Origin of the sequence: Paracoccus sp. TD-10, from assembly GCF_048270675.1 — a bacterium.
Classification (GTDB): Bacteria; Pseudomonadota; Alphaproteobacteria; order Rhodobacterales; family Rhodobacteraceae; genus Paracoccus; species Paracoccus pantotrophus.
The window spans coordinates 2,172,618-2,191,147 of the sequence record NZ_CP182418.1; the positions used below are offsets into that span (position 1 = coordinate 2,172,618).

Genomic DNA, 18,530 nt, shown 5'->3' on the forward strand with positions numbered 1-18,530 from the left:
TTTTCCGAGCGCGGGACAGGCTGAAGCACGCCGGCCAATGTCAGCGCTTGAGATTGGCGGTTTCCTGCAGCATCTCGTCGACGGTCTGGATGACCTTGGCGTTCGAGGTATAGGCGCGCTGGGTCTGGATCAGATCGGTCAACTCGGCCGCGACATCGGTGGTCGATGCCTCACGCGCATAGCCGGCGATCGCGCCAGTCGGACCGTCGCCGGCATCCCACAGGTAGAACGCACCGGATTGGGGCGAGATCTTGTAGGTCTGGTTGTCCATCGCGATCAGACCGTTCGGATTGGGAACACCCACCAGCGGCACCTGATACAGGGTCCGCGTGAAACCGGTGTCATAGGTGGCGCGAAGATGGCCACTTTCGTCGATCTCCAGCGCGGTCAGGTTCCCGACAGGCGAGCCGTTCTTGGTCACATTGGCCGGCGAGAAGCCGGCGCTGAGCTGGGTGATCCCCTGGCTGTCGCCATATCGGCCCAGGTTGATGGTCATCGGTCCGTTCGCGCCGGGGACGGTGAGAAGCCCGGTTGCCGCGCTGTAGGCGCCGCCCGTGACCGTCGTCACGCCCGCAAGCGTGCCGCCGCCGGACTGGCCGCCCTGGAACTCCAGCGTGTAGACGCCGATCAGCGAGTCGTCGGCGGGGGTAGCCGGATCGTCGATGATGGCCGAATCGCGGATCTCCATCGTCCAGCGGTTCGTGCGAGTCCCGGCCGCGCCCGCCACCTCGGGCGTGAAGCTGACCGCCATCCTTTCGGAATTGCCGAGGTTGCCGAAATATTCGACCTCCATTTCCCAGGCATCGCCGGCCGCGCCGGCGACCGCGTCGTCGGCGGGCAGGTTCACGCGCAGGTTGATCCGCGTCGTCGGGTCGGCCGCGGTCTGGCTGGGATTGATCAGGATCGGCTGCAAGCCGGTCGCAGAATCGCGCGGCTGGCTGGAAATCGTGCCGTCGGCATTGGCCGGCCAGCCCATCAGCACCAGCCCCGAACCGGTGCGAAGATACCCCTGGTCGTCGGTGCGGAACGAACCGGTCGTCGTCATCACCAGTTCGCGCTGCGTGCCCGGTCCCGAGGCCAGGGCGGCGGCATGGATCACGGGCAGCATGCCGCGCCCGGAAATCGCGATGTCCATCGGATGCGCGGTGGGAACCAGGTTGCCGCGCTGGTCCACCAGCCGGCTGGTCGAGGCGCGGACGCCGCCGGCCGTATAAAGCCCGCCGCCGCGGCCCTGGTTGATCACCATGCTTTCGAAACTGGTATCCACCCGCTTGTAGCCATAGGTGCCGGAATTCGCGATATTGTCGGAAATATTGGCCAGGCGCGTGGAATTGGCGGCAAGCCCGGACACCCCGGCACTGAGGGCAGATGAAATCGACATTCTGTTGTCACCCTGTCTGAGTCGTTCTGCGTGGAGTTTGCCGGCCGGGGGTTAACATGCCGCTAACGGCATCCCGGCCCGGCCGGTCATCTCAGTAAAATCACTTCGATCCGGTTGTTGTTGGGGTCCATCGGGTTCACCGACCGGTTGCGCCGGTCGGCGAAGGCGGTGACGCGCTGGATGCGCGCGCTGTCGAAGCCCGAGCCCTCGAGCAGGTTGCGCAGGGCATGGGCACGGGCGTCCGACAGCGCCCAGACCGGCGACTGGATCAGCATCTCGGGATAGGCGCGGACATGGCCGGTCAGCGCGACCTCGTTCCTGATGCGCCCCAACACACCCGCAAGGATGCCGGCCAGTTCCTTCATCGCCGGGGTCGGCTGGGCGCTGTCGCCGACGAAAAGCGGCTCGTCCATCAGGTCGGTCAACTCGATCACCAGCCCCTCGTCCGTCATGCGGGTCACGACATGGCGCAGCAGATTGACCTTTTGCATGGATTCCGCGCCGCTGCCGGTCAGCTGGTCCTGGACGTGGCGGGCCATCTCCTCGAAACCCGCTTCCCGGCCTTCGCGCGCCTGCGCGGCCAGCGTGTCGCGCGAGGCGCCGGCGCCCTGGCCCGAATCGGTTTCGGCATCCTGCACCTCGCCCCCGAAGGGCCCGTCATGGCCGCTGCGGGTCGAATGGATCAGCGTCGGGTTGAAATACTCCGCCAGCCCCTGCCGCTGCTTTTCGGTGGTGGCGTTCAGCAGCCACATGAGCAGGAAAAACGCCATCATCGCCGTGACGAAATCGGCATAGGCGACCTTCCAGGCGCCGCCGTGATGCCCGGCTTCGCACGCGCCCTGAACCTTCTTGATGATGATCGGGGCGCCGCCACCGTTCCCGGCCATGAACCATTCCTTTCGTTGCCTGCCGGGAAAGGTCTCGCGCCGCGCCGCCAAATACCAGTTACCGCTCAAATGCCGCCTATTTCCCCCAGGCGCCGCCGGGGACCGGCTAGCCGCGAGCAGCCGCGCCATCTTGCGCCGGCCCCGTGCGCGGATAATCTGTGCCGATGCAGACCGAAGGCGAATACGACCTCTCCACCGGCGCCGGGCTGACCGCCTGCCCGCGCTGCGACGCGCTGCATGTCGAGCGCGAGCTGGAGCCGGGCGAGACCGCGCGCTGCCTGCGCTGCAACACCTTGCTGGCCAGCCCGCGCGCCGGCGCCTTCACCCGGATCATCGCGCTGTCCTTTGCCTCGCTGGTGCTGATGGTGGGGGCGGTGTTCTTTCCGTTCCTGGAAATCTCGCGCATGGGGTTCGGCAACCAGACCTCGCTTTTCGGCGTGGCGCTGGCCTTTTCGCACGGCGCCCTGATGCCGCTGACCGTGGCGGTGCTGGGCATGATCGTGGGGCTGCCGGTGCTGCGGGCGCTGCTTCTGGTCTATACGCTGCTGCCGCTGGCGCGGAAACGCCGGCCCTTTGCCCATGCCGTGCCGGCCTTTCGCCTGTCCGAGGTGCTGCGGCCCTGGTCTATGGCCGAGATCTTCGTCATCGGCACCGCCATCGCGCTGGTCAAGGTGGGGGGCTTGGCCAACATCAGCTTCGGCCCGGCCTTCTGGGCCTTTTGCGGGCTGATCCTGGTCAACGCCGCCAGCAACGCCTTTACCAGCGCCGCGACGATCTGGGACGCCATCGAGGATGCCGGCATGGCCACCGACGGGCGCGAGATCGTGCCGGAGCCGCGGGCATGAGCGCGCCCGCCCAGGACGCCCCGGTGCTGACCGCGCATCGCGCCGGGCTGGCCGGCTGTCGCAGCTGCGGCCGGGCCTGGCCCGAGGCCGAGACGACCTGCCGCCGCTGTGGCAGCGCGCTGGTGCCGCCCGACCGGCGCTGCCTGAACGCGGTCTGGGCCTGGCTGGCGGCGGGGTTCATCTTCTACATCCCGGCCAACCTGTTTCCGATGCTCAAGACCTCGACCTTCGGCGGGCTGCGCGGCAACAGCGAATCCACCATCCTGGGCGGCGTGGTCGAACTGATGCATTACGGCAATTACGGCATCGCGGCGGTGATCTTTGCCGCCTCGGTCATGGTGCCGGTCGGCAAGTTCGTCGCCATCGCCTGGCTGGCGCTGGTGGCGGGGCGGCCGGCGACGGTCAGGGCCGCGCACAAGCGGCTGGCGCTTTACGAGGTGGTCGAGTTCATCGGCCGCTGGTCGATGATCGACGTCTTCGTGGTGGCGATCCTGTCGGCGCTGGTGCAGCTGGGCTTCGTCGCCTCGATCCATCCGGGGCCTGCCGCGGTGTCCTTTGCGCTGTCGGTTGCCTTCACCATGCTTTCCGCGCAAAGCTTCGACCCGAGATTGATCTGGCGCGGCCTTCCGCTGCGCAGCCGCAAGGACCATGAATGACCGACAGGCCCTCGCCCGAGCGCAGCGACGCCCCCCTGAAACCCGCCGAACCCGTCCGCAAGCCCGCCGCCCGCGCCGTGCGGACCGGGCTGCCGCTGATCTGGCTGGTGCCGATCGCGGCGCTGGTGGTGACGCTGGGCGTGGGCTGGAACATGATCGCCGGACGCGGCACGCTGATCTCGGTCGCCTTCAAGGACGCGACCGGGATCACGCCGGGCGAAACCGCGCTGAAATTCCGCGAGATCACCGTGGGCAAGGTCGAATCGGTGCGCTTCACCGAGGATCTGCAGCAGGTTCTGGTGAACATGCGGGTGGACAAGGATCTGGCCCCCTATATCGACAGCGAATCGCAGTTCTGGATCGTGCGGCCCCAGGTCTCGGCCCAGGGCATCTCGCGGCTGGACACCGTGCTGACCGGCGCCTTCGTCGAGGGCTTCTGGGACGACAAGCCGGACGAGCCGCAGACCCGCTTCCAGGGGCTGGACCGGCCGCCGCTGACCAGCTTCGGCGAAAAGGGCACCTGGATCGTGCTTTCGACCGACCGTTCGCGCGGCATGACCGAGGGCGCGCCGGTGATGTTCCGCGGCCTGCCGGTCGGGCAGATGCAGAACCTGCGCCTGTCCGAGGACGACGAAAGCGTGCTGGCCGATGTCTTCATCGCCGCGCCGCATGACGCGCGGCTGACCACCAGCACGGTGTTCTGGGACACCTCGGGCTTTTCGGTATCGCTGGGGGCGCAGGGCCTGTCGCTGAACGTGAACTCGCTGGCCTCGGTGCTGCAGGGCGGGGCGGAATTCGCCACCCTGACCTCGGGCGGGCGGCCGGTCGAGGACGGCCATGTCTTTACCCTGCAACCCGACGAGGCGACGGCGCGCACCAACCTGTTCGCCGACGAGGCGCAGGCGTTGCGGCTAACCATGCGCATCGGCGAATCGGTCAAGGGGCTGGAGACCGGCGCCAACGTGCAGTTCATGGGCTTGACCGTCGGCCGCGTCACCGATCTGGCCGCCCGCGTGATCGCCGATGCCGAGGGGCGCGAGCATATCGAGCAAGAGGTGACGCTGGCCCTGACCCCCGCCCGCCTGGGCCTGCCGGACGAGACCACGCCCGAGCAGGCGCTGGACTTCCTGGCCGGCCAGGTCCGGGCCGGCCTGCGGGCGCGCGTCGCCAGCGCCGGTTTCTTCGGCACTTCGCTGCAGGTCGAGCTGGTCGAACTGCCCGATGCCACGCCGGCCGAACTGGACCGCGCCGGCGATCCCTATCCGCTCATCCCCTCGGTCCCCGGCGAGATCTCCGATTTCACCGAGACGGCACAGGGCTTCCTGACCCGCGTCGGCAACCTGCCGATCGAGGAGGCGCTGAAATCCGTCACCGACATGATGAACAGCGTCACCGCCATCGCCAGCAGCGAGGATACCCGCGCCATCCCCGGCGCCCTGCGCGGCACGCTGGAGGACGCGCAGGCCGCCGCCGGCGAGATCCGGCAAGTCACCACCGAGCTGCGCGAATCCGGCGCGGTGGGCCAACTGCGCCGCATGGTGGACGAGGCGGCGGCAGCGGCCGAGGCGGTCAAGCTCGCCGCCGCCGACGTGCCGGCCATGGTCGACCAGATCGACGCCGCCGCGGTCAAGATCGAGGCGGTGGACTATGCCGCCATCGGCACCGAGGCCGAGGGCATCCTCAGGGACGTGCGCGCGCTTCTGGGCACCGAGGATGCCGAACGGCTGCCCAGGGATCTGTCCGAGACGCTGAAGGCGGCCTCCGGCCTGCTCAACGACCTGCGCGACGGCAATGCCGCGGGCAGCCTGAACACGGCGCTCGCCTCGGCCAGCACGGCGGCGCAGGATGTCTCGGACGCGGCGAAACGCCTGCCGCAGCTTTCCGCGCGGCTCGAGGCGCTGGCGGCGCGGGCCGATGCGGTGATCGCCGCCTATGGCGACCGCTCCAGCTTCAACAACGAGACCATCAACCTGATGCGCGAGATGCGCCGCGCCGCCAATGCCTTCGGCAGCCTGGCCCGGACCATCGAACGCAATCCGCAAGCCTTCATCCTGGGACGATAAGATGCGCCTGATCCTTGCCTCCGCCGCCTGCCTCGCCCTGCTCGGCGCCTGCTCGAACGGCGAAAAGACCGCGCGCTACCTGATCGACCCGCCGATGACGGGCGAACGGGTGCCCGACCGGCTGGGCACGGCGGAGCTGAAGGACGTGTCCTTGCCGGAATACGCCTCGGGCGGTGAGGTCAGCTGGCAGACCGGGGACGGGGCGGTGCGCTCGAACACGAAACAGCTCTGGGCCGACGATCCGCAGCGCGCCTTCACGCTGACGCTGGCGCGCAGCATCTCGGATCTCTCGGGCGCCACGGTGATCGCCGAGCCATGGCCGCTGGCCGAACCGCCGCGTCGCCGGCTGGAGGTGCGGGTGGAAAAGGCGCTGGCCCAGGCCGACGGCAGCTATCGCCTGACCGGGCGCTATTTCGTCGCTGACGAGGGCGCGGGCGGCACAAACCAGGCGCGCGGCTTCGACATTTCCGTGCCGCTTGCCGACCAGAACCCCGCCGCCATCGCCCGCGCACAGTCGCAGGCCATCGCCCGGCTTGCCCGGCAGATCGCCACGCTGTCCGGGCCGGGCCGGTCGATCCGCACCAGCACCGCACCGCTGCCGCGGATCGACGACATCTTCTCGCAGCCGCTGCCGCCGCTGGAGGGCAGCTGAACCCGGCTGCGACAGTTTGACGGCTTTCCGCCTTCCCGCCCCCGCCTAGACTGCGCCCATCCCGGCAGCGGAGGTGAAATGCAGGCCGATCAGATCCAAGGGGTGCCGCTGCTGGCGCCGCCCGGGCGGCTGGACTTTCTCGACCGGCAAACGGTGCTGCTGCCGGCGCCGATCACCCCGCTGGAGGCATGGAACCGTATCCGCAGCCGCCCCTTGCCCCTGCTGGGCCTGGCCTTCCGCATTCGCGACGCGGTGTCGGCGCGGTTCGGCGTGCGGCGCATCGGCGGGCTGGGCAAGGCGCCCAGCGACAGCGTGCGCGCCGGTCAGCGGCTGGATTTCTTTCTGGTCGAGCATATCGCGCCCGACCTGCTGGTGCTGACCGAGCGCGACCGGCATCTGGACGTGATGACCTGCATCTCGACCCACGGGGCAGATCTGGCGATCACCTCCTCGGTGGTGACGCATAATCGCTTCGGCCGGGCCTATATGCTGGTGGTGGGGCCGGCGCATCGGCTGATCGTGCGCGCCATGCTGCGCCGGCTGATGCGCGGCTAGCCCGGCCTAGCCGGCATCCGGCTCGAACTGGCCGAAGCGGCCGGCGGCAAAGACCAGCGGGTGATCGCCCGGGCCTGCCACCGTGACCCGCAGCACCCGCCCGATCAGCACCGAATGGTCGCCCGCTTCATGCGCGGCATGGGCCATGCAGTCGAAGCGCGCCGCGACGCCGGGAATGACCGGCACGCCCTCGGGGGTCAGCACGCTCTCCAGCCCCTCGAACTGCCGGCCACCGCGGGTGAAGCGCAGGCAGGTCTCCAGCTGTTCCGCGCCCAGCACATGCACCGACCAGGCCGCCGCCCCGGCAAAGGCCGCGTGCCGGGCCGAGGCGCGGGCCGGGCACCACAGCACCAGCGGCGGCTCCAGCGAAACGCTGGAGAAGCTGTTCACCGTCATGCCCAGCGGTCCCTCGGGCCCGGTGGTGGTCACCACGGTGACGCCGGTGACGAAACGCCCCAGCGCCTCGCGCAGCAGCCGCGCCTCGGCATTGGCGGGATGAAAGGTGATCTCGTCGGCCAGCCGGTCGCGGGTCGCGGGGGGAAGACGGCTCATGCGCGGGCCCTGTCATCTGCGGGACATGGCCAGAGCGGTTCCGGCCTTTTTCCCCTTCTTAGTCGGCGGGCGGCGGCGCATCAACCCGACCGCTGGGCATCGCCAATCGCGGGGTCATGGCGGCGATCAGCTGGCGGTGCAGCGCCGGCGCCGCCACCACCAGCCCGTCGGTCAGCGGCCGGGCGGCGTTGAAACGCATCGGCGCGCCGGACAGGTCGCTGGCCAGGCAGCCGGCGCGGGCGGCGATCAGGCTGCCCGCCGCCACGTCCCATTCCCAGGCCGGGCGTGTGGAGAGCGTGGCGTCGAACTGCCCGTCCGCCACCAGGCACAGCCGCCAGGCCAGCGAGGGGCGGAAGCTGCGCTTGACCGGCGGCGCCGCGCCCCGCCAATGCACGGGATCGAGGCTCGCCTTGCTGGTCAGCACGCGGGCGCCGCGCAACCCCTGCGCCGAGGGGGCAATGGGCTTGCCGTCGCGCAGCGCCGGCCCATCGGCCGAGGCGGCATAGGTGGTGCGCTGCGCCGGCAGATGCACCACGCCCGCCACCACCCGGTCGCCGCGGGTGATCGCCAGCGCATGGGAAAATCCGACCTGCCCGTCGATGAAGGCGCGAGTGCCGTCGATCGGGTCGATGATGAAGCAATGCTCGGCCTGAAGCCGGGCCGGGTCGTCGGCGCTTTCCTCGCTCAGCCAGCCGTAATCGGGACGAGCCCTGCGCAGCAGGCGCTCCAGATGCGCGTTGACGGCCAGGTCGGCCTCGGTCACCGGGCCGGCGCCGTCGCCCTTGTCCCAGACCCGCGGCTCGCGCCGCCAATAGCGCAGCGCGATCTCGCCCGCCTCATGCGCGGCCTGTTCCAGAAGCGCAAGGTCACTCGCCGGCAACGGTCATCCCTTCGACCAGAAGGCTGGGCACGCGCATCGAGCGCCAGTCGGGCAGGTCATTGGCGGCGGTCAGGCGCAGCAGCATGTCGCGCAGGTTGCCAGCGATGGTGCATTCGTTGACGGCATGGGCGATCTCGCCGTTCTCGACCCAGAAGCCGCCGGCGCCGCGCGAATAATCCCCGGTGGTGCCGTTGATCGAGGCGCCCAGCATCGAGGTCACGACCAAGCCGCGCCCCATCTCGCGGATCAGCTCGTCCCGCGTCTTGTCGCCCGGGGTCAGCTCCAGGTTGGTCACGCCGGGCGAGGGCGGGCTGCCGGCACCGCGCATGGCATTGGCCGTCGAGTCCATGCCCAGCTTGCGCGCCGTGGCCAGGTCCAGCGTCCAGCCCTGCAACACGCCATCGGCCACGATCAGCCGCGGCGCGGTCGCCAGCCCCTCGCCGTCGAACAGGCGCGAAGAGCCATAACGCGGCCGGTGCGGATCCTCGCGCAGCGCGAACCCCCTGGGCAGCACCTGTTCCCCCAGCGCATCGCGCAGCCAGCTGGCGCCGCGCGCCACCGAGGCGCCGTTCACCGCCGCGACCAGGTGGCCGATCAGCCCCGAGGCCACGCGCTCGTCATAGAGGATCGGGAAGGCGCCGGTCGGCGGCTTGCGCGCGCCGCGCCGGGCGACGGTACGTTCGGCGGCCAGCCGGCCGATCTCTTCGGGTGCGGGCAGGTCGGCGGCATGGACCCGGCTTTCGCCGGCCCAGTCGCGCTCCATCCCCAGCCCCTCGCCGGTGATCGCGACGGTGGACAGGCTGTGGCCGCTGCGCCCGTAGCCGGCCGAGAAGCCGTTCGTCGCCGCCAGCCACATGCGGCGCTGCGAATGGCTGGCACCGGCGGATTCGACCGTCGACACGCCCTCGATCGCCAGCGCCGCCGCCTCGGCACGCAAGGCCAGATCCCGCAAATGCTCTGGCGTGGGCTCGGCCGCGTGGTCGTAAAGGTCCAGCCGGGCGCTGTCGGTGTCGCGGGCCAGCTGCTCGGGCTCGGCCAGGCCCAGCGTGTCGTCCACCGGCGCCTCGCGCGCCATGGCGACGGCGCGGACCGCCATTTCCTCGATGGTCCGGGCCGAGCGGTCCGAAGCCGAGACGCAGGCCTGCCGCCCGCCGACCAGCACGCGCAGCCCGATCTCGACGCCCTCGGCGCGCTCGGCATGTTCCAGATGCCCGGCGCGCACATCGACCGAGACGGCGGCGGCCTCCAGCGCCACGGCATCGGCCTGGTCGGCGCCCGCCTTGTGCGCCGCCGCCAGAAGCTGCTGCGCCAAAGCCTCGAGTCGATGGTATTCGGACATGCGGTTCACCTTGGAATAGGACACGGGGGCCGCGGCACCAACGCCCGGCCCCCGCAATGCGATCCGTCAGGGCGCCGGGCGCCGCGCCCCGGAGGGGTTACTTGATCTGCTGGCCGTTGGCAAAGATCGAGCCGTCTTCCTTGAACTCGAGCCTGGTTTCCAGCCTGTCCTCACCCTCAGCGACCGGCTTGGCGAACATGGCCATCATCATCCGCACGCCCATGATCTGATCCTCGGGGATCAGGCCCATGGCGCCCAGCTTGTCGATCAGGCCGTTCACGCCCTCGTAGCGGGCATGGACCTCGCCGACCGGGGTGGTCATGTCGCCGCTTTCCGGGGCCTTCAGCGCGCCCTCGGCATTCACCTTGGCGCCAAGCGCGACCAGCGCGAACTGGTTGATCGCGACCTCGACCGGCTCGAAGGGCTGCGGGTCGGCTTCCGCAGCCTCCATGCCCTCGGCGCCGTCGGTCTCAGCCTCATCCGGGGCCTCGTCCGCGGCAGGCGCCATGCTGGCCGGGTCGAAGATGTCCTTGGTCACCTTCATCTGCCCGGTCACGTCGATGTCCAGCGAGGCCGGGTCGCGCGGCAGCTGGCCCTGCGCGTCGAACAGGTTCCAGATCGCATCGCCCAGCGTCAGCCCGGCCAGCGAATAGGCGAACTTGAAGGGCTGCGCTTGATCCGACTGCATCACCGGCATCTGCATGTCGAAGCTGCCGCTTTCGATGGCGTAATTGATCGGGAAGGGCATGTCGCTGCTGGTCAGCTCGAAGTTGCCGGCATCCGAGCCCGCCTGGTAGGTCATGCCGTCCTGCGACAGGCCGAAGCTCAGCTCGAAGCCCTTGCCGTCGTATTTGCCGGCGCCGCTGGTGGCCTCGCCGCCTTCGTCGGTGCCGGCAAAGTCGAAGCTGACCGCCATGGCGCCGGATTTCAGTACCCCGTTCATGGCAAGCCCGGCCTTCAGCGCGGCGTTCATGTCCTCTTCCAGCTTGATGCCGGAGGGGACGGCCATCTCGCCGGTGGTTTCCAGATCGGCGAGGCTGCCCGCGAACTTGACCTTGTCGCCTTCCTCGCTGTCCACGTCGCCCGAGAAGGTGATCGCGCCCGATTTCATCGCGTAGTCGTATTTCGCCGGTGCACCGGCAACGATGTGGAAGGTGCCGGTCGAATCCGCCACGCCCACCTTGATCGGCAGCGGGGTTTCCTTGTCGCCCCTCTTGATCGTGGTCAGGGTGAAGTCCATCGCGGGATAGTCGAAGTCATGCGTCATGTCCTCGGGCGCGCCCGAGGTGACGATGGCATTGCCCGGCATGTCCACGGTAAAGGGCAGGCTGTAGCTTTGCCCGTCGGGATCGGTCCCATGCGCCTCGCCGGTCATCCGGTCGGCGAAGACCGTCTTGACCGTGCCGTCGGCCCCCTCGCTCAGCGTGACCTGGGGAATGCTGAAGCTGACCTGGCTGTCGGGCACGCCGCCGCTGATGGCGATGTCGCTGAGCGTCAGCGTGTCGCCGGCCTTGTCGCGCTTGCCCTCGGTCACGCTGTAACCGAGCGACTGGTAGTAATCGACCCAGGACTGCCACACCTGTTCCGAAGTCACATCGGCAAGCGCCGGGGCCGTCATCGCGGCCAGCGCCAGGGCCGAGCTTGTCAGTCGCAGGTTCATTTCATAACACCTTTCCGGCGAGAATTGCATAAGAAACACCGATCCGGCTTTTGCCACAGCCAGCGCGCGGGTCCAAGGAGGGAATGATGATCACCAGGGAAATCGTCGGCGGGATCGGACGCATCACCATCGCGCGCCCGGCCAAGGCCAATTCGCTGACCGGCGCCATGCTGGCCGGGCTGACCGCCGCTTTCGACGCGCTGGCCGCCGAGCCCGCCCTGCGCGCCGTGATCCTGACCGGCGAGGGCGCGGTGTTTTCCGCCGGGGCCGATCTGGACGAGGCCCGCGCCGGGCTGGCCCTGTCCCCGGAATGGGAGCGGCTGTCGTCCCGCGTGGCCTCGATGCCTTGCCTGACCATCGCCGCGCTGAACGGCACGGCGGCGGGTGGCGCCCTGGGCATGGTGCTGGCCTGCGACCTGCGGCTGGCGGTGCCGGGTGCGAAAATCTTCTATCCGGTCATGCGCCTGGGCTTCCTGCCCCAGCCCAGCGATCCCTTGCGCCTGCGCGCATTGGTCGGGCCGGCGCGCGCCAAGATGATCCTGATGGCCGGGCAAAAGATCCCGGCCGAAGAGGCGCTGGCCTGGGGCCTGATCGACCGGCTGGTCGCGCCCGAGGCGCTGCTGGACGAGGCCGCGGCGCTGGCCGCCGACGCCTGCGCCGCCGATGCCGGCCATGTCGCGGCGATCAAGCGGATGCTGGATTGACGGCGCCCGCCCGGCGTTCAGCGCCTGGCCGCGGCCTTTCGTGACGTTGCGTCACCGCCGTCAGGCATAGGCCGCCTGTTTGCCGAAATGCATGCAGAGCATGTAATAGACCACCGCGCGATACTTGTTGCGGTTGGAACTGCCGTATTTCGCGATCACCTTGTCGATGGCGGCGGAAAGATCGGGGCCGTCAGGCAGGCCCAGCTTTTTCATCAGGTAGTTGGTCCTGATACGCTCCAGTTCGGCCTTGTCCGATCCGGCCACGGTTTCCCCGTCGGCGTTGTAGATCGAAGGCCCGCAGCCGATGACCACCTTGGTCAGCAGGTCCATGTCGGGCGTGACGCCCAGCTTGTCCTTCATGTCGGCGGCGTATTTGGCGATCAGATCGTCGCGCTTGCTCATTGCTCTGTCCCCCCTTCGGATTGGTTCATCCCAGGGGAGAGCCTAGCGCCGGGCGGGCAAATATCAACTGAAACCGCACGCTTGCGGCGCGGCGTGCCTATCCCGCGAAGGCGGGGGCCAGCGCCTGGGCGATCCGGGCGCCTTCCTCGGGCGACAGTTGCGGCGGCACCGCGAAACTGTCGATGCCCTCCTTCAGATAGGCCTGCGACGAGACGTCATGCACATGATGCATCGGCACGACATGCGCATGGGCATGGGCGACATGGATGCCGGTATAGAACAGGGCGACCCGCTCGACCGCATAAAGCGCCTTCATCTGCCGGGCCAGGCGCTGCGCGCAACCGGTGATGCGGGTGGCAAGATCCTCGGGCAGATCCTCGAACCAGGGGTAATGCCGCTTGGGAATGACCAGGCAATGGCCGGGACGGATGGGATGCAGGTCCAGGAAGGCGAGGATATGCTCGTCCTCATAGATCCGATGCGCCGGCAATTCGCCGCGCGCGATGCGACAGAACAGGCAATCGTCGGACATCCGGTCCCCCTTCCCGGCTTGCGGCGCGGCCCCGGTCGAGCCGCGCCCACGCGTTCAATAGCGGTAATGTTCGGACTTGAACGGGCCCTCGGGCGTCACGCCGATATAGGCGGCCTGTTCGCTGGACAGCTTGGTCAGCTTGACGCCGATCTTGTCCAGATGCAGCCGGGCGACCTTTTCGTCCAGCGCCTTGGGCAGGATATAGACGCCCGGCGCGTATTCGTCGTTCTTGGTCCACAGCTCGATCTGCGCCAGCACCTGGTTGGTGAAGCTGGCCGACATCACGAAGCTGGGGTGGCCGGTGGCATTGCCCAGGTTCAAGAGCCGCCCCTCGGACAGCAGGATGATCCGGTTGCCCGAGGGCATCTCGATCATGTCCACCTGGTCCTTGACGTTGGTCCATTTGTGGTTTTTCAGCGCCGCGACCTGGATCTCGTTGTCGAAATGGCCGATGTTGCCGACGATGGCCATGTCCTTCATCTCGCGCATGTGCTCGATGCGGATCACGTCCTTGTTGCCGGTGGTGGTGACGAAGATGTCGGCCGTCGCGACCACCTCCTCCAGCAGCACCACCTCGAAGCCGTCCATGGCGGCCTGCAGGGCGCAGATCGGATCGACCTCGGTCACCTTCACGCGGGCGCCGGCACCGCGCAGCGACGCGGCCGAGCCCTTGCCCACGTCGCCATAGCCGCAGACCACGGCGACCTTGCCGGCCATCATCACGTCGGTGGCCCGCCGGATGCCGTCGACCAGCGATTCCTTGCAGCCATACTTGTTGTCGAATTTCGACTTGGTGACGCTGTCGTTCACGTTGATCGCCGGGAACGGCAAGAGCCCCTTCTTGTGCAGGTCGTAAAGCCGATGCACGCCGGTCGTCGTCTCCTCGCTGACGCCGCGGATCGCATCGCGCTGCCGGGTGAACCAGCCGGGCGAGGCCGCCAGCCGCTTGCGGATCTGGGCGAACAGCGCCTCCTCCTCCTCGCTGGTCGGCACGTCGATCAGCCCGGTCTCGCCCGCCTCGACCCGCGCGCCCAGCAGCACATACATGGTCGCGTCGCCGCCGTCGTCCAGGATCATGTTCGCCGTGCCTTCCGCGAACTGGAAGATCTGGTCGGTATAGGACCAGTATTCCGGCAGCGTCTCGCCCTTGACGGCAAAGACCGGGATGCCGGCTTTCGCAATCGCCGCCGCCGCATGGTCCTGGGTCGAGAAGATGTTGCAGGACGCCCAGCGCACCTCGGCCCCCAGCGCCACCAGCGTCTCGATCAGCACGGCGGTCTGCACGGTCATGTGCAGGCTGCCGGCGATGCGGGCGCCCTTCAGCGGCTTCGTCTCGCCATATTCGGCGCGCAGGGCCATCAGGCCGGGCATCTCGGTCTCGGCGATGTCCAGCTCCTTGCGGCCGTATTCGGCCAGGGCGATGTCGCGGATGATGTAATCGGTCATGGGGCCCTCGCGCCTTGTGCTGTTGGCGCGGCCTTAGCATCCCCGGCGCGGTCCTGCAAACCCAAGCGGTCAGCCGTTGAAGCCCGCCTTGACGAAGAACACCTGCGGGCTGGTCGCGTCGCTGAAGCCGATCCCCGAGGCGATGACGCAGCTGGTCGCATCCGGCCGCTCGAACACCACCGTCCAGGTGCCCATCAGGTCCGAGCCCCACAGCGTCACGCCATCGGTCCCGGTGGCGATCCGCGCCTCGCCGAAATCCTGGCGCAGGGTCTGCTCCAGTTCCGCCTTGCGGGCGCACCAGGGCTGGTCCTCCACCGCCACTTCGGACAGCGGCAGGGTGCGGGCGACCTCGCGCACGGCGCGCGGGTCCATGCCGGCGATGGCGGACCAGCCGCGCGGATGGGCCAGGTTCTCCTCGCGGGTCTGGATCGCCGCCTGCGCGGACTGGCCCGGCAGGGCCAGAAGCACCGCCAGCAGGGCGGCTGCGATGCGGGAAGCCGGGGTCATGTGCATTGCCTCAACCTTTCGCTTGCGCGGGTGACCGGGGAAAACCGCCGGGGTTCGCGAAAGGTTCCGATCCAGTCGCAAATGTGAGCGGTAGCAGCTTTCTCTGGAATGGCTTAGAAGGATCGGGACGAGGCTGCGCGGAAAAGGGGAAGACATGGCGATCCTGTTGGCGGATGTGGGCGGCACCAATGCGCGGATGGCGCTGGCACGGGACGGCGCGCTGGTCGCCGATACCATCACCCGGTTTCGCGGCGACGATCATGCGACATTCGACGAGGTGGTGGCCAAGTTCCTCGCCCAGCAGGGCAGCCCGCAGATCGAGGCGGTCTGCGTCGCCGTCGCCGGCCCGGTCTGGGGAGACGAGGCGCGGCTGACCAACCGCGACTGGAGCTTTTCCACGGCACGGCTCTGCACGCTGTCCGGCGCCCCCCGCGCGCGGCTGATCAACGACCTGATCGCCCTGGGCTATGCCACGCCGGCCCTGGACGGCGAGGCGGCGGGCTTCCTGCGCGCGGCGCCCGAAGGCGCGCTGTCGAACGGGCAGCGGCTGGTGGTGAATGCCGGCACCGGCTTCAACGTCTGCGCGGTCAAGGTGCTGCCGGACGGCGGGATCGCCTGCCTTGAGGCCGAGGAGGGCCATACCCGCCTGCCGCTTTCCGTGGCCGAGCCGCTGGCCGAGGCGCTTGGTGCAGCCGGCCGGGCGATTGATTCGGTCGAGGAACTGTTCGCCGGCCGCGGCCTTGCCCGGCTGCACGCGCTGCGCATGGGCCTGCCGCAGGGCCGGGCCGAAACCGTGGTCGCAGACGCGGCCCAGGGCGATCAGGCGGCCGAGGAAACGCTGGCGCTCTATGCCCGGCTGTTCGGGCTGTTCTGCCGCGAACTTGCCTTTCGTTTCATGCCGATGGAGGGCATGTTCCTGGCCGGCAGCGTCGCGCGTTCCTGCACCGATCGGTTCGAAATCTTCGAGCGCGCCTTCCTTTCCGACCCGCTGATGGCGCGGATTCCGCAGGCGGTTCCGATCGGCGTGATCCGGGACGACATGGCGGCGCTGCATGGCTGTCTGGCCGCAATCCGCTGAAAATCGCCCGAATTTGGGCAGCTGCGCTGGATTTTGTTGACGTGCCCTGCAATGCTTGCGGGAAAACCGCCAGAAGCAGGGCAATCAGGCAATGAAAAGCTGGATCAAGGCAGGGACGGCTGCCGCAATCGTGCTTGCAACCGGCGCGGGCATGGTCTGGGCGCAGTCCTCGGGCTCGCCTTCCTCCTCGCCCTTTTCGGGCTGGTTCGGCCGGGACGGCAATGACGGCTCGCCCGTGAACCTGGATTTCCAGGTCGATGGCGGCGACGACGCCCTGCTTCCGGCGATCCGGCAGACCTCGCTTCTGGTCAGCGCCCAGGACGAGGGGCGGGTGACGGGCCAGGACATGCTGGCCGCCGCGCGCGGCGATTACGCCCGCATCCTGGGGGTGCTTTACGACCAGGGCTATTACTCGGGCGTCATCGACATCACCCTGGACGGGGTCGAGGCTGCCGGCATCGCGCCGCTCGACGCGCCCAAGGTGGTGCACCGGGTGGTGGTCTCGGTCCAGCCCGGCCCGCGCTTTCGCTACAGCCGGGCCGAGATCGCGCCGGTGGCGCCGGGCACCGAACTGCCGCGCAGCTATCGCCGGGGCGAGATCGCCCGCACCGGCGACATGAAGAACGCCGCCACCGCCGGCGTGGCGGGCTGGCGCAACGTGGGCCACGCCAAGGCCGAGGTGGCCGAGACCGAGATCATCGCCGACCACGCCACCAACCTGATCGACAGCCGCATCCGCCTGGCGCCGGGCCCCGAGCTGCGCTTTGGCCAGCTGACCATCCGCGGCCATCAGCGCATGGACCCGCGCCGGCTGCGCAAGATCGCCGGCTTCCCCGAGGGCGAACGCTTCGATCCCGAGAAGCTCGAGAATGTGAGGAAGCGCCTGCGCCGCTCGGGCGTGTTCTCGGCCATCACCCTGACCGAGGCCGACCGGATCGGCCCCGGCAACACGCTGGACGTGGACCTGCTGGTGGCCGAGCAGAAGCTGCGCCGGCTGGGTGCCGGCTTCGAATATTCCAATACCGACGGGCTGTCGCTGACCGCCTACTGGATCAACCGCAACCTGTTCCGCGGCGGCGAGCGGCTGCGCGTGGATGCCGGCGTCTCGGATATCGGCGGCGATAGCGGGCGCGACTACAGCCTGGGGCTGCGCATCGACCGGCCCGCCACCATCACCGCCGACACCACCGGCTATGTGCTGGCCAAGGTCGAAAGCCTGCAGGAAGAGGATTACGACCTCAAGTCCGGCACCTTCGGCCTGGGCTTCACCTGGATCCCCAGCGACGAATTGACCGCCGATATCGCCCTGCAATACCGGGCGCTGCGCGTCGACGACGACAGCGGCCGCACCGATTTCCGGCTTTTCGCGCTGCCTACCAGCGTGATCTGGGACAAGCGCGACGAGCCGACCGACGCCAAGCGCGGCTATTGGCTGTCGGGCGGGGTCACGCCCTTTGTCGGCTTGCAGGACGAAACCGGCTCGGGCGCACAGGTGCTGGCCGAGGGGCGGGCCTATTACAGCTTCGGCACCGATGACCGCTTCACCCTGGCCGGCCGGGCGCGGCTGGGCACCGTGGTCGGCCCCGAGATCGGGGAAACCCCGCGCGATTACCTGTTCTGGTCCGGCGGCGGCGGCACGGTGCGCGGCCATTCCTATGAATCGCTGGGCGTCGAGGTGATCCCCGACAACAGCGGCGGCATGGTGCGCACCGGCGGCATGTCCATCGTCACCCTGACCGCCGAGACCCGCATCCAGGTCCGCGAACGCATCGGCCTGGCGCTGTTCGCCGATGCCGGCCGGGTCTGGGAGGACAGCGGCTGGTCCGGCGCCAGCGGCTGGCAGGCCGGGGCCGGCGCGGGCATCCGCTATCGCACCCCGGTCGGGCCGCTGCGCTTCGACATCGCCACCCCGGTCGGCGGCGGCGATGGCGACGACGGCGGGGTGCAGGTCTATATCGGTCTGGGGCAGGCGTTCTGATGCGTGATCTGGCTTATCGTCTCGTTCTGGCATTCGGGCTGGCCCTGGCCGCGCCCCTGGCCGCGCTGGCGCAGGATACCGCCGCCGAAATTTCGCAGGAGGTCGAGGACGACCGCGGTTTCATCACCCGTTTCCTGGAAGAAAAGCTGTCCGGCGCCGGCCGGCAGGTGGTGATCGAGGGCTTCCGCGGCGCGCTGTCCTCGCGCGCGACCTTCGAGCGCATGACCATCGCCGACGACGACGGCGTCTGGATCACGCTGGAAAACGGCGCCATGCAATGGACCCGCTCGGCGCTGCTGGCGCGGCGGGTCGAGATCAACGAGCTTTCGGCCGAGCGCATCATCCTGCCGCGCCTGCCCGGCACCGGCGACAGCGCCCCCCAGGCCGAGGCGCGCGAGTTCTCGCTGCCGCAG

The 18,530-nt window shown here is 68.9% G+C and carries 18 protein-coding genes; 8 read left to right on the top strand and 10 right to left on the bottom strand.

Annotated elements, in window-relative coordinates:
* Positions 1-40: 40 nt before the first annotated feature.
* Together ACNKFW_RS10790 and ACNKFW_RS10795 are read right to left on the bottom strand one after the other, a co-directional pair.
* Positions 41-1,381 (bottom strand): flagellar hook protein FlgE, encoded by a 1,341-nt coding sequence (locus ACNKFW_RS10790; RefSeq protein WP_418024378.1) that lies wholly within the window; start codon positions 1,379-1,381, stop codon positions 41-43.
* 86 nt (positions 1,382-1,467) lie between these two features.
* Complete coding sequence (locus ACNKFW_RS10795) at positions 1,468-2,268, bottom strand: flagellar motor protein MotB (RefSeq protein WP_418024380.1); 801 nt, start codon at positions 2,266-2,268, stop codon at positions 1,468-1,470.
* Positions 2,269-2,432: 164 nt separating this feature from the next.
* On the opposite strand from ACNKFW_RS10795, the gene ACNKFW_RS10800 reads away from it, so the two are divergent.
* The 5 genes from ACNKFW_RS10800 (at position 2,433) to ACNKFW_RS10820 (ending at position 7,039) form a co-directional block, all read left to right on the top strand.
* Positions 2,433-3,113, top strand: a complete 681-nt coding sequence (locus tag ACNKFW_RS10800) for a paraquat-inducible protein A (protein WP_114669339.1) — start codon at positions 2,433-2,435, stop codon at positions 3,111-3,113.
* On the top strand, positions 3,110-3,769 hold the full coding sequence (locus ACNKFW_RS10805) for a paraquat-inducible protein A (protein ID WP_418024382.1): 660 nt from the start codon (positions 3,110-3,112) through the stop codon (positions 3,767-3,769). Before ACNKFW_RS10800 ends, ACNKFW_RS10805 begins: the two co-directional genes overlap by 4 nt.
* Positions 3,766-5,832 (top strand): intermembrane transport protein PqiB, encoded by a 2,067-nt coding sequence (locus tag ACNKFW_RS10810; RefSeq protein ID WP_024842663.1) that lies wholly within the window; start codon positions 3,766-3,768, stop codon positions 5,830-5,832. The genes ACNKFW_RS10805 and ACNKFW_RS10810 overlap by 4 nt, the downstream gene beginning before the upstream one ends.
* A 1-nt stretch (position 5,833) precedes the next feature.
* Entirely contained in the window at positions 5,834-6,484 is a 651-nt protein-coding gene (locus tag ACNKFW_RS10815) for a PqiC family protein (protein WP_024842664.1), read from the top strand.
* 78 nt (positions 6,485-6,562) lie between these two features.
* Positions 6,563-7,039 (top strand): DUF2867 domain-containing protein, encoded by a 477-nt coding sequence (locus tag ACNKFW_RS10820; protein WP_418024385.1) that lies wholly within the window; start codon positions 6,563-6,565, stop codon positions 7,037-7,039.
* A gap of 6 nt (positions 7,040-7,045) precedes the next feature.
* Here ACNKFW_RS10820 and ACNKFW_RS10825 read toward each other — a convergent pair whose 3' ends face one another.
* From ACNKFW_RS10825 to ACNKFW_RS10840, 4 genes are all read right to left on the bottom strand, one after another.
* A complete protein-coding gene (locus ACNKFW_RS10825; protein ID WP_418024386.1) occupies positions 7,046-7,591 on the bottom strand; it encodes a flavin reductase family protein in 546 nt (181 codons plus the stop codon).
* 58 nt (positions 7,592-7,649) lie between these two features.
* Positions 7,650-8,471: a 3'(2'),5'-bisphosphate nucleotidase CysQ gene (locus ACNKFW_RS10830; protein ID WP_418024388.1), complete on the bottom strand. Its 822-nt coding sequence runs from the start codon at positions 8,469-8,471 to the stop codon at positions 7,650-7,652.
* Positions 8,458-9,810: a TldD/PmbA family protein gene (locus ACNKFW_RS10835; RefSeq protein ID WP_418024390.1), complete on the bottom strand. Its 1,353-nt coding sequence runs from the start codon at positions 9,808-9,810 to the stop codon at positions 8,458-8,460. Before ACNKFW_RS10835 ends, ACNKFW_RS10830 begins: the two co-directional genes overlap by 14 nt.
* 97 nt (positions 9,811-9,907) lie before the next feature.
* Positions 9,908-11,470: a DUF2125 domain-containing protein gene (locus tag ACNKFW_RS10840; RefSeq protein ID WP_418024392.1), complete on the bottom strand. Its 1,563-nt coding sequence runs from the start codon at positions 11,468-11,470 to the stop codon at positions 9,908-9,910.
* 86 nt (positions 11,471-11,556) lie between these two features.
* Here ACNKFW_RS10840 and ACNKFW_RS10845 point away from each other — a divergent pair, with 86 nt between their 5' ends.
* Positions 11,557-12,174 (top strand): enoyl-CoA hydratase/isomerase family protein, encoded by a 618-nt coding sequence (locus ACNKFW_RS10845; RefSeq protein ID WP_024842670.1) that lies wholly within the window; start codon positions 11,557-11,559, stop codon positions 12,172-12,174.
* A gap of 60 nt (positions 12,175-12,234) precedes the next feature.
* On the opposite strand, the gene ACNKFW_RS10850 is transcribed toward ACNKFW_RS10845, so the two are convergent.
* The 4 genes from ACNKFW_RS10850 to ACNKFW_RS10865 all read right to left on the bottom strand — a co-directional run bounded on the left by ACNKFW_RS10850 (position 12,235) and on the right by ACNKFW_RS10865 (position 15,061).
* Complete coding sequence (locus tag ACNKFW_RS10850) at positions 12,235-12,576, bottom strand: DUF2853 family protein (protein ID WP_418024394.1); 342 nt, start codon at positions 12,574-12,576, stop codon at positions 12,235-12,237.
* A 97-nt stretch (positions 12,577-12,673) separates the two neighbouring features.
* A complete protein-coding gene (locus tag ACNKFW_RS10855) occupies positions 12,674-13,108 on the bottom strand; it encodes an HIT family protein (protein ID WP_418024396.1) in 435 nt (144 codons plus the stop codon).
* A 54-nt stretch (positions 13,109-13,162) separates the two neighbouring features.
* Entirely contained in the window at positions 13,163-14,554 is a 1,392-nt protein-coding gene (gene ahcY, locus ACNKFW_RS10860; RefSeq protein WP_418024398.1) for an adenosylhomocysteinase, read from the bottom strand.
* Positions 14,555-14,623: 69 nt separating this feature from the next.
* Positions 14,624-15,061 (bottom strand): hypothetical protein, encoded by a 438-nt coding sequence (locus tag ACNKFW_RS10865; protein ID WP_418024400.1) that lies wholly within the window; start codon positions 15,059-15,061, stop codon positions 14,624-14,626.
* A gap of 154 nt (positions 15,062-15,215) precedes the next feature.
* Between ACNKFW_RS10865 and ACNKFW_RS10870 the strand changes: the two genes are divergently transcribed.
* Both ACNKFW_RS10870 and ACNKFW_RS10875 read left to right on the top strand, forming a co-directional pair.
* Complete coding sequence (locus ACNKFW_RS10870; protein ID WP_024842675.1) at positions 15,216-16,139, top strand: glucokinase; 924 nt, start codon at positions 15,216-15,218, stop codon at positions 16,137-16,139.
* A gap of 91 nt (positions 16,140-16,230) precedes the next feature.
* The gene (locus ACNKFW_RS10875) at positions 16,231-18,117 is read left to right on the top strand and encodes an autotransporter assembly complex protein TamA (RefSeq protein WP_147428242.1); all 1,887 of its coding nucleotides are present in this window, start codon (positions 16,231-16,233) and stop codon (positions 18,115-18,117) included.
* Positions 18,118-18,530 lie beyond the last annotated feature (413 nt).